The organism is Rhizobium hidalgonense (assembly GCF_002914525.1).
GTDB lineage: Bacteria > Pseudomonadota > Alphaproteobacteria > Rhizobiales > Rhizobiaceae > Rhizobium > Rhizobium hidalgonense.
Genome location: NZ_LODW01000043.1, coordinates 34,188 through 57,015 on the forward strand (window position 1 = coordinate 34,188; position 22,828 = coordinate 57,015).

Sequence of the window (22,828 nt, forward strand, 5' to 3'; positions counted from 1 at the left end):
TGGAGGAGGGTGGCCGCCACGTTTCAATACTTCTGCCGGGTTGGCGTGATGACGATTTCCTGGACGATGGCGCGCTGCGGCTTCTGGTAGGCGTCGAGGATCAGTTCCGCCACGATATCCGCCGAAATACCGCCGCCGATCTCGGCCTTGTTCGCCTTGTAGTTGGCAAGCGTCGTCTCGTCGCGCACGCTGTCCAGCACCTCCGTATCGATAATGCCCGGTGAGATGACGATGACGCGGACATTATGCGGCGACAGATATTCGCGCAGGCTTTCCGAGACGGCATGGACAAAGAACTTGGTGCCACAATAGACGGTATGATCGGGATAAACCTTCCGCCCGGCGATCGAGCTCATCATCATCAGCGTCCCGTGCTTGCGCTCGATCATGCCGTTCATAACCGCATGGACGCTGTTCATCACGCCCTTGGTGTTTATGTCGATCATTTCGTCCCATTCTTCAGGCGGCTGACGGGCGATATCTCCGAGCCGGGCGATGCCGGCGTTGGCAAACATCATGTCCACCGGTCCATGCTGGGTCTCGGCGGCTTTGACAGCTTCAACCAGCGCTTCGCGGTCGCGCACATCGGCCTGCTTCAGCACCGCGTTGGGCAGGGAGAGCTTCTGCAGCCGGTCCAGCCTGCGGGCAATCAGCAGCAACGGGTGGCCGGCCGCGGAAAACGCCCGGGCCACGGCCTCGCCAATGCCGGAACTCGCACCGGTAATTGCGATCAAAGGTTTGTCCACCACATTCTCCATCCTCTTTCTCCAGCGAAGTGTCTGAGGAAGGGGCATCGCGGTTGCGCCGCCGCTTCCCACTTCTGTCATCAGCCCTTCATAACGGTCTCTATCTGCGTGGCGATGTCATCCATCGCTTCCTTCTGCGAGCCATAGCTGCCGGCGAAATACTTGCCGAGGCTCACAGGGATGGTGTCGGACGAAATCTGCGCCCATTCCGGGAGACCCGGTTCCGATCCCATATATTTGGCGATCGTTTCCCGCACGACCGGCAGATGCCGCGTCGTGCCGGCGCCGACGCGGGCGTTGCCCTTGACGCGCGGGTCGTCATAGACGGATGCGCGTGTGGGGCCTGTTCCACCGCCAAGCGTAGTGATGAGAGCCTGTCTATCGGCGCAGGTCGCCCATTGCATGAACAGCCATGCGGCGTCCGGACTCTTCGAATATTTGGAGACTGCGAGCAAAGAGCCGCCCTGGTGGCCAGCACCCGGGATTTCACCATAACCGCACTCTTCCGGCTTGTGCAGCGCGATCGGTTGCGGCGGAATGACGGCTTCGCAAAGCCCGGAAACCGTGGTCTGGGAGCGACCGTGGACGAAACGATCCGTCACCAGGGCGAGATAGGATTTTCTGTCATGTTCATTCATGCTTTCTTCCTTCTCCATATCCGGGACCGGGCTTGGGCCGAATTTCTCGTTTGCCGGGAGCAGGCCTCCTCCAGGCCCATTCCCTTCTTTTTCTATTGTTTGAGCGACCCCATGGCGAGGCCGCGAACCAGGTGGCGCTGCACCAGCAGAATGACGATAAAGGCGGAACGATAGCGGCTGCGCCAAGCGCTGCCATGCGGTACCGATGGAGGTCACGAAGGTCGAAGACACGACCGGAACCGTTTTGAGGCCCGTCTGCGTCAGCGTCAGCACGAACAGGAATTCCGTCCACGAAAAGATGAAGCAGAGAACCGCGCTGGCGGCGATGCCGCCCTTGGCCATCGCATAACGATGCGCCGATGATGCCGGCACCGATGATCGCGATATCGTAAACCGAGCCGCTCATGCCGCCTGTCCCCGTGCTTCTAGGATGCGGTTCACCACCGCGACGAATCCATAGCCTCCCTTCCTGGCCGCGACATAGGTCGGCTCGCTATCGAGGTTCCTCGAAAATCCAGAACATTGGCGACGCCGCAGGCGTTTGGAAAGAAACCGAACATGGGAGCGTCGTTGGGGCTGTCCCCGACAAAGACGATACGATCCTTCTCGGCATCGATATCCATGCCGAGAATATCGGCCGCAAACCGGCGGCTCGTGGTCAGCTTGTTATAGGCGCCATACCAGCCGTTGACATGGATCGAAGAGATTTTTGCGACGGCTCCCTCTTTCTCGAAAATATGCTTGATACGATCGACATCGGTGTTGGCAAGCGGCTGGATATCCTCGCAGACATCAATGGCGAGGTCGGCCTCACGGTAAAGTTGATCAGCAGAAATTGCAGCGCCGGGAACTTCCGACAGAATTCGGTCACCGACCCGCGCCAGCCGTTGGCGATCGGCGGTGCGTTGTGTTTCGCCGATCGCAAAACTGCGGCGCATACGACGTGCTTCCTCGTCATAGGCGAAATAGAAAGCGCCGTTTTCGCCGACCACGCCGACGACAGGCCACATGCGGGCGATCATGTCACACCAACCCGCCGGCCGGCCGGTAATTGGGGCAACGGCGATGCCGGCCGCACTCAGCCGCTCGAGCGCATCATAGGCGACAGCAGGCAGCCGCCCCTCATTAGTCAACGTGTCGTCGATGTCAGCAAAAAGCACGCGAACCGCGCCAGCGACATCTTTCGGCATCTCGGCAACCGGGCGCATGGCCTACACCTCCCCGGCAGCGAAGTCCTCGAGCAGCCCCGCATCGGCGGCTATATCGAGGAAGGCGTAGCGATTGCGCATTTCGCGGCAATGCACGAGCGCCTCTCTGTATGTTTCCACTGGTAAGCCGAGATCGGCTGATGTCATCGGGCCTCCGGCATCTCTTAGAAGCTGCTCCATGTCTTCAACCGGAAGCGCAAAGGCTTTCAGCTCTTGGCGCAGCGTCGGCCAGATATCGGCCAGCTTTTCGTTGATTTCAGCGGCGGCCCGCGCATCGAAGGCCTTCGGCTGGATTTCTTGCCAGCATTGGGCAGCAATCTCGTGGCCCATGCGGGCGTTCATACCCTCTCGGTCGATCTTGGTGGGGCGGATCACCGGTGGCTTTTCGCTATCGAGGAATAGGCGTTGCAACCTTGCCATCGAGAGGGTCGCAACGCCGACCTGCTGGCCATGCAAGGTCCCCGGATGCTTCTCTCCGGCAAAGCAGTCTATATAGTGTGACACCTGGTGTTCACCCATCGAACCGTGGTTCGACATGCCCGTGAAGGACACGCCGAGACCGCACATTGTCAGCACCCGGTGCAGGTAACCATTGGCGGCGATATCGCCGTTGGCGATACCCTTGGCGCGTGTATTGAGCTCCTGCTCATCTGCATCCTGAATGATGTAGGGTACCTTGGAATAAAGGCTGCCGATCAGCCTGTGAGACATCCACCAGTCAACCTGCGCCACCGAACGCACGAGGCAATCGGCAAAGCCGGCGGCCGAGAGATAGGCCGGAGCTGCGGCATTGACGTTGAGATCGATAAAGAAGCCGGACGGTGCATGGGACGGCAAAGACACTTTCAGACCGCTTTTCAGCGTGATCGAAGCCGTCGTAGACGTATATCCGTTCATCGAGGCCGCCGTACCGAACACGGCATAGCGGCGATTGGTGCGGCCGGTAACGAACTTGCAGAGATCGTTGATCGTGCCGGAGCCAACAGCCACGACGCCTTCGGCGCCGGCCAGCCTTTCGCTCAGATCTGCAACATTGGCCATGTCCGCATGGGGATGCTCGAGGATAACGGTATCCACCGGAGCAAGCGAACCCAGTGCCTTCGCCACGCGCGAGCCCATCGCATCCCAGGTATCGGCATCTGCAACAACCGTATAGCGATCGCCTAGCTCAAGGCCAGCAACCAGCGCTGCCTCGCGACCGTCCAGGCTCTCTTCAATGACGATCTTCTCGTAGGGAACGGATGCCAGCATGCCCGTTTCCGGGTTGCTCCACCTGCCGCCCACGATGTCATCAATCAACGCCGTCCAGCCGCCGTAAGGCATTGTGACTGCCATGCGATCCTCCTTTGCCGACACCGCCGCTCCCCCCTCCAGGGCTTGCACTGCCGTCTTTCTGCGTTGGGAAGACAAAAGACAACCTTGATTGCCATTTGTCAATACACATGACAACAAAGATTGACAAAAGACACGCACCTCTGCCATATAGCCCCATGGGACGAGCAAAATCTTCAGTGAAACGCGGCGACGAAACCGGGACATCAGTGCCCACTGAGTTCGATGATACCGTGATGTGGGCGGCGTGGCTCTATTATGCCGACCAGCTGACGCAGAGCGAGATCGCGAAGCAGCTGAATGTCTCCCGCGCCACGATCGTCAACTACCTGCAGGAGGCTCGCGAGCGCGGGATTGTGTCCGTCGTCATCAACCCGAAGGCCGGCGGCCGTACCAGCGTTGCGCGGGCGTTGATGAGCAAATACGGGCTTTCCGGCGTCTTCGTCATTCCCAATGGCACGGATGAAAGCCTGTCCCAACGCCTCGGAGACGCCGGCGCCCGGGTGCTCGCAGACCAAATTGAGGACGGCGACGTCATCGGTGTTGCCTGGGGCCGTACGGTACTTGCCGTCGCGGATCAGATTGTCCTGACGCGGCCGCTATCGAACCTGACCGTGGTGCAGGTTTCCGGTAGCTCGACCGGCGAGCCGGAGTTTTCACCGGAACTTTGTACGTCGCTGCTTTCAAATCGCATCCAGGCGCGCTGCGTCAACCTCTTGGCGCCGGCCGTCTTGTCGACGCGCGAACTGAAAGCCGCGCTGCTCGCCGAACCCGTGCTTAAAAAGCAGATGGACCTGGTGCATTCTTGCAATCGCATCCTTTTTGGCGTCGGTGATCTGGGACCTCGCAGCACGGTTCGGGTCTCCGGGATCGCCAGTCAAGAAGAGATCGATGACTACGTCGCCCGCGGCGCCGCCGCGGTGATCATCGGCCGTTTTCTGGATGCCCACGGCGCCGCCGTCGAGGGGGATCATGACGACCGCATGGTCGGCATCACCCTTGGCGATCTGCGCCAGGTCCCAAGCCGGATCTGTGTTGCCGGGGGAGTGTCCAAATTACCCGCCATCGTCGCTACCCTTGAAGCGGGCTATGCGACACATTTTGTAACCGACGTCGCCACGGGAGAGGCGTTGCTGGAGCTTTAGGCATGTTTCGTAAAATTGCACCAATTTTGCAAAGCGACATGCGTAAAAACAAAGAACTAAAGCGTCAGGAGCAGACCTTAGAGACGAAACGCTTTCGCAGGACACCGCGTTCAGCGCGGTGTGAGGAGTGTTGGGTAAAGCCGACAGGAGGAGCCGGGGAACCGGCAAGGGAGATCGGCGGAGAGTACCTCCGTCTGTGGAGGAGCGTGCATGCGGCCTGACGAACGATACGTCATTGGCATGGATTCATCGACTCAATCGGTCAAGGCGGTTGCCTGGACCGCCGATGGCACACCCCGGGCAGAAGGTCGGGCCGCCCATGTCATTTCAACACCACATCCGCTGCATGCCGAACAGGATGCCGACGACTGGTGGACAGCGGCCTGCATGGCGCTTTCATCGCTGATCCGTGAGATCGACCCTGCCCGCGTGGATGGCATTGCGATATCAAACCAGCGCGAAACCATGGTTCTGCTCGACAAGGATCGAAAGCCACTTGCCCCGGCGACGCTCTGGCTCGACCGCCGCGCAAAGGACGTGGTGCGCACGCTTGCCGCGGAGATCGGTGCAGAGCGGCTCCACGCGATCACCGGCAAACCGATCGACGTCATCCCCTGCGTCTACCGTCTGCGGTTTTTCCACGAAACCCAGCCGGACCTTCTCGACAATGCCGCGCAGATTCTCAGTGTTCATGACTTCCTGACGCAGAAGCTGACGGGAGAAGCGCAGGCCAGCTGGACCAGCGGCGATCCTTTCGGGATTCTCGATATCGAAAAGAAAGTCTGGTCACGCGAGATCCTCGATCATCTGGGTATTCCGCTTGAAAAGCTGCCGCCACTGAACAGGCCGGGCTCCGCGATCGGCCGCGTCACAGCAGAAGCAGCGGCGGCAACGGGTCTTCGTCCCGGGACACCCGTCTTTGCCGGCGGAGGCGACGGAAACTGCGCAGGTCTCGGCGTCAATGCGATAAACCCCGGCGCTGTCTACCTGAACCTCGGCACGGCAGTCGTTGGCGGCGGGTGGTCGGAAACACCGGAACTCAGCCGCTACTGGCGCACCCTGGCCTCGCCCAGCGGCGAGGGCTATCTTCTGGAAAGCTGCCAGCGCGGAGGCGCCTATTTTGTGAACTGGCTTCTGGATACCTTCGCCGGCAGTCGTAACGGTGCCCGAATTTTCGAACGCCTTGAGGCTGAGGCAAACAGCCTTGGCGTTGGGTCGGGCGGCGTCACGGTCTGCTCCTATCTCGTAGGGTGCATGGATCCCCACTGGGACGAAAATGCGCGCGCAAGCTTCACCGGCATGGGGCCTGAAACCGGTATGGGGCATCTCTATCGCGCGTCGATGGAGGCGATTACGCTGGAGTTTGTTCGATCGCTCAATGAAATGCGGCGAAGGGACGTGGCAGCCGACCGTGTCTTTGTCATCGGAGGCGGCGCCAGCAGTGCGTTGTGGCGGCAAATGGTCGCCGATTCGACCGGCCTTCCCGTCATCCGCAGCCTCTCGAATGAAGCATCCGCTCTCGGCGCGGGCATGTCGGCTGCCGTTGGTGCCGGATGGTATTCAGGCTTTCATGCGGCCGCAGATGCAATGTCGCGCCTCGCCGAACAGGTTGATCCGGACCTTACGAAAAACCACGCCTGGGCGGAATTGTCGCACCGGCAAGCAAACGTTTATCTCTCGCTTCGCAAGCTGAACAGATAGTCTGCATGGCTTGCAAGCGTGTGGGTTACTGCGAGGCCATTGAGGTTGGCGCCAAGACCGTGACCATGAAGGTCAAATTTGCCGACTTCAACCAGATCACCCGCAGCACGACGGTTACGGCCCCCTTGCCGGCGATCACTGATCTTGAGGATTTCGTCGGCCTGTTGCGGCGCTGATCTTCCCGCCGCAAGCGCATTCGTCTGCTTGGCTGCCCTGGTCTTGCGGTCACACTCAAGATCGATGGAAAACTGCTTCGCATCATGGATGTCCACCTCAAGTCGAGCTGCGTGTCGCCATTCGACGGTGGAAATCTGGAGGAAAGTGGTAATCACTGCATGATCCTGCAGCAACAGATCGACCCGCTCGAAAGCTGGATTGAGCGCTCGGCGGCCGATGGCGCCAGGATCGTTCTCCTCGGCGATTTTAACCGCAATCTCTGGCACGAACTGCGCGACCAGCGGCCGGCCAGGACCGGCGCCAGCGGAACCTCATCGCCCGGCCGGCGGGCGTGCTGTCGCGGTCTCTAATAGAAGAATTCGCCGATGGTCAGCCGGCGGCTGCCAATCTCGAGGTTCTCGACGAGCACTGCCAGATCAGCGATGCCGGGCAGGCACTTTGCACCTAGGCCGAAATCCGCGACCTGACCATGCCGGAAACACAGTTGCTCGCATCAGACAGTTATCTCGAGTGCCGCAATCCGGTAGGCCTTGATCACATCCTCGTCGGCCCCGGAATCAAAGGCGATGGCCCGGCCGAACATCTGAGCATCGGAAACCTTGGTGGCAACAAAGCAGGCACCCCGAACGGGAAAGACCAAGTATTGGCTATTTCCGATCACTGCCCGATGATCGCCCGGCTGAATTTTTGAACCCTCGTGACGATCAGAACGCTTGGCGGGCATTTCATGTCTGCATTGCATCGAGGCCGAGTTGGGGGATGGTTATGTTACGTCGAACTTTTCTAACGCAGGCATCTTTGTCTGCTGTCGCATTGACTGCGGGTTGCGGACGACCGAGCCCGTCGGTACCGGGCGAAGGCGTCCCGTTGGTCGACGCTCACTGCCACGTCTTCAATGCGTCGGATCTGCCGACCACCCGCTTCCTGCGGCAAGTCGTCTTCGACGATTTTCCCAAGCAGTCGGCCGCCAGCATTCTCGCAGTTCGTGATCCCGACGTGACCGACGAATTCATCGCACTTCTTCTGAAGCTACTCGGCACCGGTAGCGCACCGACGGCGGATGAGGAGATCGCGTTTCTCGAGACCGGACGGAACGGAAAAGCGGCCTCGCTGACGGTCGACAAAGCGCGCGCAGCGGCGGTCGAAGACACAAGCCAGCATCTCCTGGAACTCGATCGGAAGAGGCGGCGGATCGTTACGGTGGCAGACCCGGGCGATCTGTCGACACGATCATCTATCTCCGAGGAAAAGTTCCTAAATTATATGCTCGGTGACCCGATCAAGACTTTGCGCGCGAACGAACCGCTCACGATTGGAGAAGCCCGCGGAGCCAGCCAGCGCGCTTTCCTGAGGCAAGATCCTGTGGGGCGCTATCTCAATTGGTTCAGCCTGTTTCGCCTTTACCGGCACGTCCTTGTCGATCGCCTGGTTGCTGACAGCAAGGCACAGGGCTTCAATCCGCTCCTGTTAACGCCGGCGCTCGTCGATTATGATGAGTGGCTCTATGAAGATGTAGACTCTTCGCCCTTACCCCGGCAGATGGTAGTGATGGACCGGATTTCGCAGCGCATGGCGAAAGCTAAATCCGGTCCCGTCGTCCACGGCTACATGGGATTTGATCCACTCCGGGAAGTGGCATTCCGGAAAGGGAAAAGCAGCGTAAGCTCGCTTGCGACTGCCCATTCGGCTTTGATGAAACATGGTTTCATCGGCATCAAGCTCTACCCGCCGATGGGCTTTCGTCCCGAGGGCAACCAGCCGCCATATCCGGAGCGAACAGTGAAGAGCCTGGGATTTGAGCCCAACGAGGAACTCGATGCTGCGCTTCGAGACCTCTACAAGCTCTGTGTCGATGTTGATGCCCCAATATTGGCTCATGGCTATTCGTCGAACGGTTCCGGTCCAGATTATGCAAAGCGGGGCGATCCGGCCTACCGGATCCCCGTGTTCAAGGAGTTCCCCAAGTTACGGGTTTGTATCGCGCATTTCGGTCGTTTCCGCGCACGGTCGGCTGGACGGGAAGGAATGCCTTTGCCGGATGGCAGTTGGGAATGGCGGCTGGGTGAATTCATCAAGGAAAATCCCGGCGGGAACGTGGTCGCCGACATCAGCTATTTTTCGGAGGTGCTTTCGGCTGGCTCGAAAGAACGAGACTTCCTTGCGAGGTCCTTCAACAAATGGCTGGAAAAATTCGACAGCGGTTGCGATCACATCGTTTACGGGAGCGATTGGATAATGCTTGGGAAGGAGGCAGGCTATAATCACTATATCGAAAGCGTGAACGCCTTCCTGCGCACCGACTGCGGTCTTTCGGACGATATTTGCGACAAGATCTTCCGTCGTAATGCGCTTCGTTTCCTTCCCTTGGAACGAGGAACACTCGGGCGCGAGCGACTTCTCGCCTACTATCGAACAAATGGACTGGATGAGGGTCGCCTTCCCTCTGCAAGCTCGCGCCTGGTCGCCAGTCTCTTTGGTCGGTGAACAAGCAGCGACCGGCTCATTGTACCGAACGTGAGCGCCTTGAAGGGATCAGAACCCACGCCCCGTTGTTACAAAAGTCCTCCGTCTCAAATTCCCTAGCCGTGGACATCGGCGGGGCTCGGCATTCCGTGACCGATGGCGTCGAATGACAGTTCAATTGAAGACCTGCACGACTTTCAACTGCAACATCGAGCATATATCATCATTTTTGAGTTTACTCGGCACGCATCGGAGACCGCGAGCGGTCATCACCAACAGGCGCTTCAGGGTGGCCAGCAGCGACATTGATCACCGGCGCCGCGCTCCGCAGAATTGACAGCGTTAAGGCCGCCCCGACCAGTCGCCAGTTCGAACTGGTTGCGCTTGCGGGGCCTAAGATGAAGCAGGTGAGTCCCAATGCGACCGTGGCTTTTGGGGCTCAAGTCTTGGTCTTGAATGCACTATCGCGATCAGCAACTACGCGGACATAGAAGAGAGCTTGCGGATTGAAGCCCCCGTACTGCATTCCCCAGTCGATGACTCGGGACAGGGTAAAGTCATTCCCTGTGACAACGGGTATCTGCATATGTGCCGCCGCAAGCGCTTGTTCGAGCGTTTCCGCGACACCTTCAAAGGTTTCCTGATTCATGTCTTTCCCCTCCCCATTTGTGGCCAGCGAAGGCCCGAGCTACCTCACATCAACCGTTTCACCGTCCATCCCGGCGCGAAGTCGATAAGCCGCACGACGCCGTTCATCTCCGCATATTTCACGAACTCGAACTGGGCTTCGAGTTCCCGGCAGACTGAAGGCTCCTGAAACGGCAAGCAGGTCGCCGTGACGAACGTTCCTGGTATTGAGATATTCCGCAGCCCAAAATCGTTGAAAGCGGTCTTGGCTTCGGCGAGGTCAGTGCCCTCCTTCAGACCGATTATCAGCTCGCCGGCAATCTTCGGAAAAATTAGTGCCGACGGCGTCCGCGTCCGAATGCTTCTGAGACCAATACCGTTCTTTTCGGGGAACCCCGGATCGCCGAGATAGGCGTTCTTCCACAAGACGCTTCCCCCGACGAGACAGTCGAGACCGACATCAAGGACAAACAGGAATTCCGGAGGATAGATAACGGCGAACGGCGGCATGGACTTGTCCGGGCTGTTCTTGACCTCGGAAACGCCTTGCACAAGGTAGAGTTCGGTCACGGTGGCCACCGGCAGTCTTTTCCCGAATTCCTGACTGAGCCGATCGGCTTCGGCATGCACCTCTGCCGCGTGTGGAAGGTTTGAATAAGGGCTCAGATCTAGATGAGACACCTGCGAGAACGCGCTGGCGTCCCTAATATCCTTGACGGTGGCTGCACCGGGTCCTACGAACCATGGTATCGGCCACGGTAGCGGTATGCCCTCACTCATTGCTTGTCCCTCCTTTTAATCAAATGCGACGACCGAGCTGGGCCTGCAAATACCCAGCTTCACGGATTGCCTCCCGCCGATGCCTTCAAATCTTGGGATGTGGATGCATCACGCTCCTGCCACAGGGGGTTGGAACAAGGCTCAAAAAAAGGATGATTTGCTAGTCTGGCATTAGCGCCGATCAACACCCGCCATCCCTCCCCCAGGCCTTATTGAGCGTACTTGCATTCATCATCGCTCAAAATTTAAAGTTGTCAACGGAGTGTTTGACGGCATGCTCTACGGCATGGCCCTTCGAGCCTGATGGCAGCCTGCTCAGCAAACATATAAGGACGCGGCCGAAGGCGACGTCTTGGGCGTGGTTCGCGCTAGATTGGAAAAGTCGGCGATGCCGATCGAAAAGATGCGCCCGCGGGCAGTATCAGGATTGGTGCGCGCGCCAGAATAGGTAGTCCTTCCATCGCATCTCGGCGCGGTAGAGTGTATGGCGCCGTGTCCGATAAATCATCAAAACCCTTTTCCAGTTCATCCTCGTAACTGGTCGCCTCGCCTATATTCGTTGAAATCTCATCGGCCGCCGCCATGCCGGTTCGGATGGCTTTGAAGACCCTGTCCGGCCAGACGGTCGCGGCGTTACCGCAAAAATCCATCTGGCTCCCCGGACCGGTTCGATCCAGGCGCTACGCCCGTATCGCGCGGTAAGCGTGCCGCTAAATTCAAATGAATCGAATATGGCTGCCAACATCGGGGCCTTGCGTATGCTTTCGTCAAAGCGTCGAGGAATTCTGCGGATCACCGCGGCGACCCGTGGCGATGTATGAAACCCGACGGCAAAGCGGTGCCCGCCCAAGTGCCTCAATGACCGTGCTATCAACATCTGGTCATAGTTGTGTCTCGTGAACTGTACCCGGTTTAGCACCGGAAAAGATACGGAGCGCAAGTGCGATAAGCACCGCCAGTGCCAAAAGCAAACCGAGATAGCGCACTGTTCCCGTGCGGAATACTGTGCTCGCCACAATAAAACTGATGAAGACGAGCAACCAAGTCAGAACTCCGAGCACACGTTGCACCCGGCCACGGGTTGTTGCCGGATACAACCAAGCGGTTGCGACATCCATAATCCAGAGGCCCGTCGTCGCGAAATTGCTATAGGCAACGAAACCCTGCCGCGTGATGACGGCATCGAGACTGCCATGGAAGCTGACGAAGATCGCCCACCAGAAATGCAGCAGATAGGCAAGCATTCCAGTAGTCCAGAAGGCACGCCACCAAGCGTTCGGCGGTCCGGCGTCGGCCGCATAGAGCACGATGGCGGGGAACGCGAGCGCCATCGACAGCAGTGCCGTCCATTGCGTCCTGACATAACCGACATTGGGCTGCGCGAGCGACAGGAAAGTCACCAGCGCTACACCAGCGCCAAGAGTCAAGATTGCAAGCCCATAAGGCAATGGATCTGCACGTCTTTCCATCACAGGGTCCCCAGATAGGCAAGCAGGGATTGGAGGTCATCGTCGCCGACCTCTCCCGGTGGCGGATAGAGGTGGCCGGCATTGGAGTTGCCCGGCCGAGACGTGTCGAACAGGAAGGGTGATTTTTTTCCGGAGCAGCCGCTGTCGCCGGGTTTAGGCGCAATGACGCCGATCGCGACTGGATCATAGCCGGCGTCGCCACGACAGAATTGAGCGGGACGCGCGTCCAAACCGATCAGTTGGCGTAAGGTCGGCACGCTGGCATTGTGGAGGTAAGGCGCGCGTAGCCACATGAAAGGCAGCGGGGCGTTTTGGTAGCCGTCGCGTTTTGCCACGTCGGCGATTGGGAAAGACCGCCGATGGCCGGCGGGGAATTCGCGCGAACGCTGGTCCAGCCGAGCAATCGCCTGAGCCCACCAATCCTCCTCAGCGAAATCGTTCGCAGTATTCGCGGCAATGCGCATGGCCTGCAGTTTGGACTGTTGATCGACTATGTCCAATGACGGCAGTGTGCCAGCCAGCGCGACAGGAAGCATGTCGGCGTAACGGAAGGTCAGACGTGCGCCGTCGGTGCCAATTTTTTCGAGAACGGTGATCGAGGGTTGATCCGAGGCCGAGTCGGGGGAAACCCATCCTGACGGCTCGGGATGGCCGTGACATGCGTTGCAATACTGCATGTAAACGGAGTAGCCGCGGTCCAGCGTTTCCGCGGATGGTTTAAGCAGAGCGGGGAATTGGTCCGCAAGCGTGGGTAACGCCGTCGATGTGCCGAGTTTCAATGTATAGGCGGCAGCTTGTTCGATATTGCGCGAGATCTCCGGATCGTCGAGTGCAGCAATCGAGGCGCCTGACGTGAAAACCGCGATCATACTGCGGACTACCGGGTCGCCGATGCTACCGTCGAACTGGCTCCAGCGCTTGAGGCCCTGCATGGCAGCCAACGGGACCTTCGAGTAGGCGAAATTGCCGCCGCCCGGCAAATCAAGCGTATTGCGGACGATGCTGCGGAAGGGCCGTGTCCGGCTTGGTCCCGTTGGGATGTAGTCGGGATTGCCTAGATCGTCCGCATGGTAAGGCATATCGTATTTCGTTTCGTTCGTGCGTGATTGTTCGCGAACGCCGTCAAGCCATTGGCTGATGAAGAAGGTCTCCGCCCAGCGGTTTGCCTTGCCGATGATATCGGTCGGCCGCTCAGCGGGACATTGCGCATCATAGGCGGCGAGGATCCTGTTTGCGCTCAGCGACGGGTCAAGTACGGCGTTGAGAAAGGCATCGGTAAAGGCGATCACGTCGGCCGTCTGCGATCCGACGCCGAGAATGACCTTGCCGGCAGGGGCTGCAGCATGGCAGGCAGCGCATGTCAGCCCAACGAACTGCACGGGCAGCGGGGTCGCATTGCCAGGCAATCGGTGGCTGATGCCGAAGCCGATCGGAAGATTGCGCGGGGCGTCGGGTGCGCAAAGCCCGGCCTCTCCGTCCCGCGCCAAGAACCCGAAGCGCCGCGGCCAGTCAGGTCCCAGCGCATTGGCGGAAATGGATTGCGCAACGAGGATATATTTGAGCGGAGCCATCTCAAGACCGAAGGTCCCATCGGCAAAAGCCTGCTCATCCGTAAGGGGAGCCGCCTCGCCCCATATTTTCTCACCGTACCACCAAGCGGCCGAAAGCGCCAGCAACACGACCCCGATCGCGCCGCCGAGCCAAGCAAAAATACGGCGAAGATGGTTCATATGACGAGGACTCCCGGTGCGTCCTGTTTTGGTTCGGTCTTCGAGATTTTTCCGCCCAGCCAGACGATGCCCACATCATGCGTGGTGACGCCGATCAGCTGGGCGATCATCTCGCGCCAGTCCTCGGCGGCGCGCGGATCGCCGACCACCCAGACTGATCGCTTCGACCCCAGCCAACCAAGCGGCGAAGGCTCGTTGGTGCGCACCAAGGTGTTTAGCATATCGATTGGCTCAATCAGATGACGATGCTCGCCTTCGCGGGAGCCGATACCAACATCGACGTCGTCGACGAGAACCATCTCACAGCTATCGAGCGCCCACAGGTACCGCCCATCGGCATATTCGCGGCCGCCGCCGCGAACGGGGGGATCGAGCACTTGCTCGACCAACTTGGTGGCTGACAGATAACGGCAGCGATTGAGGGCAAAGGCGTATTCAGTTCCGATGCCGACGCAGAGGCTGGTCTTGCCAGCGCCGATGCTGCCAGTGATGACCACATGCCGGGTCGCCGGGCTGCCTTTCTGCTCCGTCGGCCGGAATCGTAGGACGTCGAGAAGTGTGACACGACGGTCCTTGAGGTCAGAGAGTTCGGTCACCAGTTTGATGAGCTCGCACTCGAGCGGGCGGGCAAAATTTGCCAGGCGAAAGAGATAGGGTAGGCCGGCCTGCTGAAAGGAGAGCTTACGCTGCAGCCACCAGAAGGCGACGGCCAGCGCCGGATAAAGAACTGCCGCGAGCACGACAAGTGGCAACCACCATCGGATAAAGGCTGCAAGCCCAAGTAGACCCCCGATCCCGAAATAGATCAGTGCGGTAGTGATGTTCCAGTCGATGTCGCCGGAATCGTAAGGAAATGTCCCTCCTGCCCGCGCTTTGCTGTCGTGTCGATCCACCTCTTCCTTTCGATACCAGACCAAAAACACTGCGAGCCCTGCCACGACATAGAGCGCCATTTCCCCTTGTTGATCATCAATGCCGAGACCGCTGACGAACCAGCAAAGCAAGAGGGTTGGAACAAGTCCGAGCGCGAGGTGTCCGATCTGATCTGCCATCCACACGTAACTCGCAGTGATCGCGTCCTGGACGTCCTTGGTTCCGTAGAGGTCGTTGATCACGGTGGCGAGCACCCGTCGGAGACCGAAAGGTGATGCATCCTGGCGGTCGAAACGGTCGGCAACGCTGGTTGATCGTGTCTGATCGCGCTCGGGTCGAAGGCTTACGCCTTGTGAATTGTGCATGGTTCACGCCCCCCCAACCTTTGTCGCCCACGGGATATGTTAGCGAGTTTCAGAATTTTTTCCAGAGAATACTGCTACCTGAAGTAGTCGTCGGGTAGTGGCCGACCATTGAAAAGCTCTACAGTTAAAAGAACGGATGTTTTCAATCCGATCGGCACCGCGATTCAGTTGAGACGTTGGCTAGCGAGGTTAGAAAAGCCCACATGTTGCTCCAAGGAATGTCGGCAGCCGAAAGTGCTTGCCTATTTGAACGAGTCAGTGCGACCGCTTTTGCGACCAAGCCATATTGAATTGTTCATTGGCGGGCATGCCACTGACCGTCGATAATGTGATGTATTCGTTGGAGACTTCTCTGCAATGGGCGAAGCTGTTCGTTTTCGGGACGGCAGAACAGGAACGGTAGTCGTCTCAAATGTGAGACGGCTGGCTGGACCTCTGCGTTACAATGAGCTTACTGACCGCCATCAGGTGCCAAGTTGCCGGCAGATTCTTAAAGCGGTTGAAGGGACCCGAACCTATGACCTGTAATTTGCGAGCCGGAAGTCTCTGAGAATTCAGCACCTTCACCTTCAGCGTATCGAGGCGTAAATCCGGTGTGAACATGTTCTCGCGGGACATCGGAGTTCGGCCTTTCCCGCAGATCAGGACCACAACCACGGCGAACTCATCGCCGAAAGCATCGTGGCACCAGATAACAACCAAGCGATGAATTTGCTTGTCGACAACACGGGAAAATCGACCGCGTCCACTTCAATTATGGTTTTTCTCCCATAGGATGACAGAGTCGATTCGCAACGGTGTCCCGAATGCCCATCCAGTCCGTCACATCTATCTCACCACAAGCGGCACACCGCGTATCGTTTGACGCACGGCAATCCTTGAGATCACAGTTGACGTCGATGATCGCGGAAGCTTTGGCCGAAAGGCAGCTTAGTCAAGTCGATGCCGCACGGATGTGCGACACCGACCAACCCACACTTTCAAAAATCCTTGCAGGCAGAAAACAGAATGCCAGTTCAGAAAAGCTTCTGTGCTGGCTGATGGCCTTGGGCTGGGATGTGGAAATTCGTCTTAAGCGGACGGCCGGTGTAGGCAAACCTGGGGTGATGTTGGATGAATAGCGTGTCCATCTTCCGACCTGCATCCCAATCGCTTCGAAACACATCAGGCATCTATCTTGATCACCACTCGACGACGCCAGTCGACCAGCGTGTCGCCGAAGTTGTGATGCGGGCAATGGTGGAAGATTTCGGCAACGCCAACAGCATCGACCACACCTATGGAGAAGCTGGCCGCCACTTGATCGAACGGGCGTCTTTTCATGTTGCGCAGCTGGTCAACTGCGATGACGCCGACGTCCATTTCACGTCAGGGTCAACGGAAGCGATCCGGCTTGCGATTGCCCATGCGGTCGGAGTTGCCGACGGGCGTCCGCTTCGCATTGGCTTGTCCAGGGTGGAGCACCCCGCGGTTCTTGACACCGCAGCTCGCGCAGAACGACTTGGGCTGGCTCGACTGATATGGATCGACGTTGGGACCGATGCGCAACTCGACATGGCTTCGCTTCAGGAGGCACTCAAGGATGGCATCGACCTCTTGTGCATCATGGCAGCGAACAACGAAGTCGGGACCATATATCCCCTTTCCGAAATCTTCGGGCTTGCCGAAGCGGGTGGTGCCCTCATGCTTGTCGACGCCACACAGGCCGCAGGCCGGGTCCCCATCGATCTCGCTGAAACACCCGTTGAGTATCTGATCCTGAGTTCTCACAAGATTTATGGCCCGAAGGGGGTCGGCGCCCTTATTTCTTCGACATATGACGCGTCGCAGGTGCATGGGCTTGCCGCAACTCATGATGCGACCCCGAATGTTCCCGGGATCGCCGGAATGGGAGAGGCCTGCCGGCTGATGGCTGAAGAAGGCCTGACCGACAATCGGCGCACCGCGGAGATGCGCGATACGCTGCAGTCGATGCTCATCGCGAAACTGCCGGAACTCGTCGTCAACGCCTCGCAGGCAAATCGGCTTCCCCATAGTCTCCACATATCGATCCCCGGCGTTCCCAACGATCTGGTCGTGCAGCGATTGCGTGGTCGCGTCGCCGTTTCCACCGGCGCGGCATGCATGTCTGGAGCCCAGAGCGCATCTCACGTGCTGCAGGCCATGGGGCTGTCCCAGGAAATACAGAACGGCGCTTTGAGGATTGGGCTCGGCCGGTTCACGACGCAAGACGATATCACACTTGCCGCAGCAGAGATTGAAGCGGCAATCATCGACGTCAAATCAGCACTGAAAGGTTCATCCGATGATTGATGCAGCGACCATCGAAATGGCACCTGCAGCCTTCCGTTTCTCAGGCCACGAATCCTTTGCCTGCCGTTATGCCTGGTTGCCTAAGGCCTACCGGGCTATATCGCGCAATCCGTCGATTTTCTTCGACGAAGAAGAAGCGATGGTCGAGATGGGCATCGGCAAAAACATGGTGCGTTCCCTGCGCTTTTGGATCGATGCCATGGATGTTGCCCGCGCTGACGCCAACAAGACGCATGTTCTGACCGATTTTGCACATCAAGTTCTTGGACCCGACGGCTTCGATCCGTTCCTGGAGGACGAACGGACCTTGTGGTTGCTGCATTGGCATATCTCTTCCAAAAATCCCGGCCTGTTTGCCTGGCGCTACATGTTGGGAGAATGGCCTTATCCCGAGTTCACTCGATCGGAGGCTCTGGATGCCTTCAAGCGTCAGTCTGCGAAACTCGGGTTCAAGCATTCCGAGGTGACACTGAGCCAACACCTGGATGTGTTCATCCACACCTATTACGCCGCCCGTAAAGGCAAGGTTGCGATTGAGGACTCGCTGGACGGTCCGCTGGTCGGGCTCGGCCTGCTGGTTCTTAGCGGCGAGAAGCGTGGCCCGTCCGGACGCTGGGAAAACGTCTTCAGCTTTCGCCGTGAACCGAAGCCAGACATTACTCCACAGCTCTTCGAATACTGCGTCATGGATTTCTGGAACCGCCACGCCCCTCAAGACAGAACGCTGAGCCTGCGCGTGCTTGCGACGATGCCATCATCCCCCGGACAGGTATTCAAACTGACAGAAGACGATGTACGCCAGCGCCTGGAAGATACTGCGGTATCGAACGCCAACGCTGCGTTCCGTTATCAGCCTTCTGCCGTCCAGGCCATGATATCCCGGCAAGGCGCTGCACCGACCCTTGCGACAATCTACAATGAGAGCCCGAAGCATGTCTGAGTTGAACAAAGCGCCAATCTCCGACCTGTTCAATGTCCCCAATCGTTTTCTGCGATCGGTTCATCTGGAGAAGGATTTCGCAGATCCCAACGCTCTGGAAAATTACATCGTGACGCCCGCCATGGCGGAAGCCGTGGGTCGCGTCGCAGATGGACTGCGCAGTGGGTCTTCCCACCGCGCATGGCGTGTCACGGGCGATTACGGTGTTGGTAAATCCTCCTTCGCACTGCTCCTGTCGCATCTTTTGAGCGGCTCCAAAAATGCCGAAAGCATTGATATCTCCGACGCAATCGGATGGTCCGACCGGCGTTTGGAGAAGGACGTCTATTGGCCAATCCTGATCACCGGGGCACGAGAGGGGATTGTCCAGTCTATTCTTCGCGGTGTGGAAGAGGCGCTGGGGGTTGCCGGTCGCCATATGCCGTCTATTGACCTGGAAAGCTTGCAGCACGCGATCAGCGCCTGCAAAACGGCAAAAACCACGAGGCCATTCGACCGTTTGATTGCCCTCCTCCGCGAACAGGCGGCCGAGTCTTGTCTCGGTGTCGCGCTAATCATCGATGAGCTTGGAAAGCTGCTCGAATATGCGGCGCAGAACCCGGACGCGCAGGATGTCTATGTTCTGCAGCGCCTAGCCGAAACTGCCGCACGAAGTGGAGAGAAGCCCTTTCTCGTCATCGGGCTTTTGCACCAGGGTTTTCAAGCCTATGCCGAGAGGCTGCCGGTCGCAACGCGCCATGAATGGGACAAGGTCGCTGGCCGATTTGACGAAATTGTCTTTGATCAGCCTCTCGCCCATACCGCGGCCTTGATTTCCGGCGCGCTGGGGCTCTCCACGGAAAGTCTGCCGACTGAAACTCTCGAAGAAGCTCGCGAAGCAGCTCGCGCGACCGGATCTATGGGTTGGCTGGGCGGCGCCACAACAAGCGCAACGACGATGGATGCCTCGCGCATCTATCCATTGCACCCGACCCTGTTGCCGCCGCTGGCACGATTTTTCGCTCGGTTTGGACAAAACGAGAGATCGCTGTTCGGATTTCTCCTGTCGGGCGAACCATTCGCCCTTCAGTCCTTTAGCGAACGAGCCCACGTGGGCGACGCTTGGTACACTACTGGCGAGTTCTATGACTACGTCCGCGCCAATTTCGGCCATCGCCTGACCGGGCAGAGCTACCAGAGTCAGTGGTTGCGGATCGCCAATACCATCGACGCCCTGGCTGATAGGGCCCCGCTTGAACTAAAGATCGCCAAGACGGTGGGACTACTCAATCTTCTCGATGCCGACGATCTGCTGCCAACCAGGAGAGCAATCCACGCTTGCCTCTCAACCGTTCCAGAGACTGACGTCGATCAGGCCATCGAGCAACTGGAACGCGATGGCGTCTTGTTCAGCCGTGGCGAGCGCAGCGGCTTTCGGCTTTGGCGCAATGCAAGCGTCAACCTAATCGCAGCTTTCGAGAATGCCAAACGTGCGCTGGGACCAGTCGAGAAGGTTGGACTGCATCTGGCGCCGTTCCTGGCCCACGACACGTTGCTCGCACGCCGCCACTATCTCGAAACCGGCACGATGCGCTATTTCGAGATCCGCTGCGCTATCGGTGATCGCCTTGCCGAGACGATCGCAGCACCGTGCAACGGCGATGGCATTGTAACGCTCGTTCTTCCCGACACGGCAGAGGAGCAGTCTGCAGCGCGGGAACTCGCAAAGGCCGCAACCACAAATCTGGAGAATGTCGTTGTCGGAATCCTGCGCCCGCTCTCGTTCCTGGCCCCCGAATTATCGGCGGTGCGGTATTGGCAGTGGGTCCAGAACAACACACCGGAACTCCTCGATGACACCACCGCCGCAGAAGAAGTGTCGCGGCAGCTGCATTTTGCGATACGCTCGCTGACGTCGCAGTTCGCCATGGTCTCGGGTCTCGACCGTTCCAGTGCCTCTATGGTCGAATGGTATCACCGGGGCGCAGAGCTCGCGCTCGAGACAACGCTGACGAACACGCTCTCGCTTCTTTGCGACAGGCTGTTTACCAGCGCCCCGCGTGTTGCCAACGAGCTGATCAATAAGAACGTCCTGAGCAGCGCTGCAGCCTCAGCGCGCATGCGCCTCATCGAAGGCGTGTTCGAGGCGGCAGAGCGACCATTGTTCGGAATGGACGCGGTCAAGGCGCCGCCGGAAAAGTCGATCTATCTGTCAATCTTCAAGGCAGGTCGCCTTCATGTCGAGGCAGACGGCCACTTCCAGCTGGCCGAACCAACACCGGAAAATGACCCGCTGAACCTGCGGCCTTCGCTTTCGCGGCTGATGTTCATGATCCGCCAGGGTTTGGGCAATCGTGTTTCCGTCAGTGCCTTGCTGGACGACCTCAAGCAGCCGCCATACGGCGTGCGCGACGGCCTAGCGCCCCTGCTACTTGCTCTGGTCCTCAAGATCCACAGCCACGAGCTTGCGGTCTATGAGAGCGGCACCTTCCTCGCGCGCTTTGGCGCCCTGGAATTACAGAGAATGACACGCGCGACCGCCGCGTTTGAGATTCAGTATTGCAGCGTAGAAGGCGTGCGATCGGACGTTTTCGGCCAGCTGGCTAAAGCTTTCGCAAACGGCGTGACCGATAGACAGCCAGTACTTCTGGACGTCGTCCAGGAGCTTTGCCAGTTTGCCGCCCGGCTGCCGGAGCAAACACGCAAATCCCGCGGTCTGTCACCCGTCACGCGCGCTGTCCGCGATGTCTTGACGACTGCCACGGAGCCGGCGACGCTGTTGTTTCATGACCTGCCAAAGGCTTGCGGAGTCGAAGCTTTCGCCCTGGATGCCCCTTCCTCGCCCGAAGCTGCGGAGCAGTTCGTTACGCTTTTGGGCGAAGCCATCAACGAACTGCAGACGGCCTATGGCAAACTTCTCGAGCGCATCGTCGATCGCGTGGCGGAAGCATCGGGTTTTGAACCGGGAAGCTTTGATCGCATCGTACTGGCCAATCGGGCGGCGCGGGTTTCATTGCTCGTGCGCGAGCCTAGATTGCGCGCCTTTGCGCTCCGGCTCAGAGATCCCGGCCTTTCGAACGATGCATGGGCCGAAGCGCTGGCAAGCTTCGTTGTCGCCCGACCGCCGTCTAAATGGATGCCGGGCGACGAGGCCCGGTTCGGTGAGGAGATCGGTGCACTTGCTGAACTTTTTAAGAAAGTAGAGGCGGCGACCTTCAATAGCTCCGACGGTCACGCGGCGCCGGATGCTGTCAGGGTGAACCTGACGCGGCCTGACGGGCAGGATTTCGTTCAGGTTGTCGAAAACATCACTCTTTCGCCAACCGAGGAGCGCGTCATGGAGGACCTGGCGTCGATGCTTCCTCAGGGCGAACACAAGCGTGTGCAACTGCTCACCAATCTGTTGCTCAGAGAGCTGAAGGCCAAGAGCGATGTGGCATCAAAAGAGCCGGAGACGGTTGGAAATCAGGTCAAGTCATGAAGTCATACAGTGCTGACATAAAAGATATTTTTGGGGACGTTGAGCCACGACATATCCTTAGCCTGAGCGGCGGGAAAGACAGCGCGGCACTGGCAATCTATCTGCGCGATCGGGTTCCAACGATCGAATACATCTTCCATGATACCGACAAGGAACTTCCCGAGACCTACGACTATATTGCCCGGCTGGAGGCCATCCTGGGCAAGCCGATCGTGCGCACGACGCCCGCCGACAGCTTCGATCACTGGCTGGCCGTCTATCGAGGCATGCTGCCATCCAACCACCGCAGATGGTGCACGCGCATGCTGAAGCTGAAGCCATTCGAGACCTATGTCGGCGATGGACCCGTCATCAATTATGTCGGTCTGCGCGCAGACGAAAACCGCACCGGTTATATCAGCACGAAGTCGAACATTCTCGCGGTATACCCATTCCAGGACGACGGGCTTGTGCGCTCCGATATCATCCAGATCCTTGAGGATTCCGGTCTGGGTCTCCCGCCCTACATGGATTGGGGCCGCTCCCGCTCTGGCTGCTATTTCTGCTTCTATCAGCAGAAGATCGAATGGGTGCGCCTGCTTGAAACCCATCCGGATCTTTATGAACTGGCGATGGAATATGAGGAACGCTCCGTCCAGTTCGGCGAACAGTTCTACTGGTGCCAAAGCGAGTCGCTGCGTCAGCTGAGGGAGCCTGACCGGGTCGAAAAGATCAAATCCGACTGGGAGAAGGCCCAGGCCCGCAAACGGGCGAAGCGGACCAACCGCTCGCTCATCGAGACCCTGGGGGGCCTGGAGGTCGAAGACGACGCCCATCTTCGGGACGGATGTCTGGTTTGCTCGATTTGAGGTAAGCGGCGGG

18 protein-coding genes and 2 pseudogenes are annotated in these 22,828 nt (G+C 58.7%); 9 read left to right on the forward strand and 11 right to left on the reverse strand.

What is annotated here, in order from left to right:
- Positions 1-23: 23 nt before the first annotated feature.
- The 4 genes and pseudogenes from ATY29_RS05725 to ATY29_RS05745 form a co-directional block, all read right to left on the reverse strand.
- Positions 24-749 (reverse strand): SDR family oxidoreductase, encoded by a 726-nt coding sequence (locus ATY29_RS05725; protein WP_086005040.1) that lies wholly within the window; start codon positions 747-749, stop codon positions 24-26.
- A gap of 77 nt (positions 750-826) precedes the next feature.
- Complete coding sequence (locus ATY29_RS05730) at positions 827-1,384, reverse strand: extracellular solute-binding protein (protein ID WP_225882625.1); 558 nt, start codon at positions 1,382-1,384, stop codon at positions 827-829.
- A 402-nt stretch (positions 1,385-1,786) separates the two neighbouring features.
- A pseudogene (locus tag ATY29_RS05740) lies at positions 1,787-2,592 on the reverse strand (HAD-IIB family hydrolase).
- A 3-nt stretch (positions 2,593-2,595) separates the two neighbouring features.
- Complete coding sequence (locus ATY29_RS05745; RefSeq protein ID WP_011427326.1) at positions 2,596-3,927, reverse strand: iron-containing alcohol dehydrogenase; 1,332 nt, start codon at positions 3,925-3,927, stop codon at positions 2,596-2,598.
- A 155-nt stretch (positions 3,928-4,082) separates the two neighbouring features.
- Here ATY29_RS05745 and ATY29_RS05750 point away from each other — a divergent pair, with 155 nt between their 5' ends.
- The 3 genes and pseudogenes from ATY29_RS05750 to ATY29_RS37470 all read left to right on the forward strand — a co-directional run.
- Complete coding sequence (locus ATY29_RS05750; protein ID WP_042119508.1) at positions 4,083-5,069, forward strand: sugar-binding transcriptional regulator; 987 nt, start codon at positions 4,083-4,085, stop codon at positions 5,067-5,069.
- Between the two features lie 210 nt (positions 5,070-5,279).
- On the forward strand, positions 5,280-6,770 hold the full coding sequence (locus ATY29_RS05755) for a xylulokinase (RefSeq protein ID WP_011427324.1): 1,491 nt from the start codon (positions 5,280-5,282) through the stop codon (positions 6,768-6,770).
- A 26-nt stretch (positions 6,771-6,796) separates the two neighbouring features.
- Positions 6,797-6,979 (forward strand): annotated as a pseudogene (locus ATY29_RS37470) (DinB/UmuC family translesion DNA polymerase); the annotation flags it as partial.
- A 461-nt stretch (positions 6,980-7,440) separates the two neighbouring features.
- Here ATY29_RS37470 and ATY29_RS36730 read toward each other — a convergent pair.
- On the reverse strand, positions 7,441-7,671 hold the full coding sequence (locus tag ATY29_RS36730; protein WP_165779395.1) for a hypothetical protein: 231 nt from the start codon (positions 7,669-7,671) through the stop codon (positions 7,441-7,443).
- A gap of 143 nt (positions 7,672-7,814) precedes the next feature.
- Here ATY29_RS36730 and ATY29_RS05770 point away from each other — a divergent pair, with 143 nt between their 5' ends.
- Positions 7,815-9,431, forward strand: coding sequence for an amidohydrolase family protein (locus ATY29_RS05770; RefSeq protein WP_244597349.1), 1,617 nt, complete (start codon positions 7,815-7,817; stop codon positions 9,429-9,431).
- A gap of 418 nt (positions 9,432-9,849) precedes the next feature.
- Here the strand turns inward: ATY29_RS05770 and ATY29_RS05775 are convergent, their stop codons facing one another.
- The 6 genes from ATY29_RS05775 to ATY29_RS05800 all read right to left on the reverse strand — a co-directional run bounded on the left by ATY29_RS05775 (position 9,850) and on the right by ATY29_RS05800 (position 15,254).
- On the reverse strand, positions 9,850-10,059 hold the full coding sequence (locus ATY29_RS05775) for a hypothetical protein (protein WP_097535481.1): 210 nt from the start codon (positions 10,057-10,059) through the stop codon (positions 9,850-9,852).
- Positions 10,060-10,103: 44 nt separating this feature from the next.
- Positions 10,104-10,817 carry a hypothetical protein gene (locus ATY29_RS05780; RefSeq protein ID WP_244597350.1) on the reverse strand — a complete coding sequence of 238 codons (714 nt, stop codon included), beginning with the start codon at positions 10,815-10,817 and terminating at the stop codon, positions 10,104-10,106.
- Between the two features lie 368 nt (positions 10,818-11,185).
- Entirely contained in the window at positions 11,186-11,467 is a 282-nt protein-coding gene (locus ATY29_RS05785; protein WP_097535483.1) for a hypothetical protein, read from the reverse strand.
- 231 nt (positions 11,468-11,698) lie between these two features.
- The gene (locus ATY29_RS05790; protein ID WP_133118183.1) at positions 11,699-12,286 is read right to left on the reverse strand and encodes a hypothetical protein; all 588 of its coding nucleotides are present in this window, start codon (positions 12,284-12,286) and stop codon (positions 11,699-11,701) included.
- The gene (locus ATY29_RS05795; RefSeq protein WP_133118184.1) at positions 12,286-13,575 is read right to left on the reverse strand and encodes a c-type cytochrome; all 1,290 of its coding nucleotides are present in this window, start codon (positions 13,573-13,575) and stop codon (positions 12,286-12,288) included. Before ATY29_RS05795 ends, ATY29_RS05790 begins: the two co-directional genes overlap by 1 nt.
- A gap of 437 nt (positions 13,576-14,012) precedes the next feature.
- Positions 14,013-15,254 (reverse strand): ATP-binding protein, encoded by a 1,242-nt coding sequence (locus ATY29_RS05800; RefSeq protein WP_097535489.1) that lies wholly within the window; start codon positions 15,252-15,254, stop codon positions 14,013-14,015.
- Between the two features lie 806 nt (positions 15,255-16,060).
- Here ATY29_RS05800 and ATY29_RS05810 point away from each other — a divergent pair.
- From ATY29_RS05810 to ATY29_RS05830, 5 genes are read left to right on the forward strand one after another with little or no spacing between them, the layout of a single operon-like run.
- On the forward strand, positions 16,061-16,375 hold the full coding sequence (locus ATY29_RS05810; RefSeq protein ID WP_097535493.1) for an XRE family transcriptional regulator: 315 nt from the start codon (positions 16,061-16,063) through the stop codon (positions 16,373-16,375).
- Positions 16,368-17,567, forward strand: a complete 1,200-nt coding sequence (locus ATY29_RS05815) for a cysteine desulfurase family protein (RefSeq protein WP_097535495.1) — start codon at positions 16,368-16,370, stop codon at positions 17,565-17,567. The genes ATY29_RS05810 and ATY29_RS05815 overlap by 8 nt, the downstream gene beginning before the upstream one ends.
- Positions 17,560-18,507, forward strand: a complete 948-nt coding sequence (locus ATY29_RS05820) for a DUF4007 family protein (RefSeq protein WP_202973644.1) — start codon at positions 17,560-17,562, stop codon at positions 18,505-18,507. Before ATY29_RS05815 ends, ATY29_RS05820 begins: the two co-directional genes overlap by 8 nt.
- A complete protein-coding gene (locus ATY29_RS05825) occupies positions 18,500-21,967 on the forward strand; it encodes a DUF6079 family protein (protein ID WP_202973645.1) in 3,468 nt (1,155 codons plus the stop codon). Before ATY29_RS05820 ends, ATY29_RS05825 begins: the two co-directional genes overlap by 8 nt.
- Positions 21,964-22,815 (forward strand): phosphoadenosine phosphosulfate reductase family protein, encoded by an 852-nt coding sequence (locus tag ATY29_RS05830; RefSeq protein WP_097535497.1) that lies wholly within the window; start codon positions 21,964-21,966, stop codon positions 22,813-22,815. The genes ATY29_RS05825 and ATY29_RS05830 overlap by 4 nt, the downstream gene beginning before the upstream one ends.
- Positions 22,816-22,828 lie beyond the last annotated feature (13 nt).

Bases quoted from the DNA above. Each gene is read 5' to 3' on its own strand.
- ATY29_RS05780 (WP_244597350.1), bottom strand. From the start codon at position 10,817: ATGAGTGAGGGCATACCGCTACCGTGGCCGATACCATGGTTCGTAGGA.
- ATY29_RS05800 (WP_097535489.1), bottom strand. From the start codon at position 15,254: ATGCACAATTCACAAGGCGTAAGCCTTCGACCCGAGCGCGATCAGACA.
- ATY29_RS36730 (WP_165779395.1), bottom strand. From the start codon at position 7,671: ATGCCCGCCAAGCGTTCTGATCGTCACGAGGGTTCAAAAATTCAGCCG.
- ATY29_RS05825 (WP_202973645.1), top strand. From the start codon at position 18,500: ATGTCTGAGTTGAACAAAGCGCCAATCTCCGACCTGTTCAATGTCCCC.
- ATY29_RS05775 (WP_097535481.1), bottom strand. From the start codon at position 10,059: ATGAATCAGGAAACCTTTGAAGGTGTCGCGGAAACGCTCGAACAAGCG.
- ATY29_RS05755 (WP_011427324.1), top strand. From the start codon at position 5,280: ATGCGGCCTGACGAACGATACGTCATTGGCATGGATTCATCGACTCAA.
- ATY29_RS05745 (WP_011427326.1), bottom strand. From the start codon at position 3,927: ATGGCAGTCACAATGCCTTACGGCGGCTGGACGGCGTTGATTGATGAC.
- ATY29_RS05820 (WP_202973644.1), top strand. From the start codon at position 17,560: ATGATTGATGCAGCGACCATCGAAATGGCACCTGCAGCCTTCCGTTTC.
- ATY29_RS05815 (WP_097535495.1), top strand. From the start codon at position 16,368: ATGAATAGCGTGTCCATCTTCCGACCTGCATCCCAATCGCTTCGAAAC.
- ATY29_RS05810 (WP_097535493.1), top strand. From the start codon at position 16,061: ATGCCCATCCAGTCCGTCACATCTATCTCACCACAAGCGGCACACCGC.
- ATY29_RS05750 (WP_042119508.1), top strand. From the start codon at position 4,083: ATGGGACGAGCAAAATCTTCAGTGAAACGCGGCGACGAAACCGGGACA.
- ATY29_RS05730 (WP_225882625.1), bottom strand. From the start codon at position 1,384: ATGAATGAACATGACAGAAAATCCTATCTCGCCCTGGTGACGGATCGT.
- ATY29_RS05785 (WP_097535483.1), bottom strand. From the start codon at position 11,467: ATGGATTTTTGCGGTAACGCCGCGACCGTCTGGCCGGACAGGGTCTTC.
- ATY29_RS05830 (WP_097535497.1), top strand. From the start codon at position 21,964: ATGAAGTCATACAGTGCTGACATAAAAGATATTTTTGGGGACGTTGAG.
- ATY29_RS05790 (WP_133118183.1), bottom strand. From the start codon at position 12,286: ATGGAAAGACGTGCAGATCCATTGCCTTATGGGCTTGCAATCTTGACT.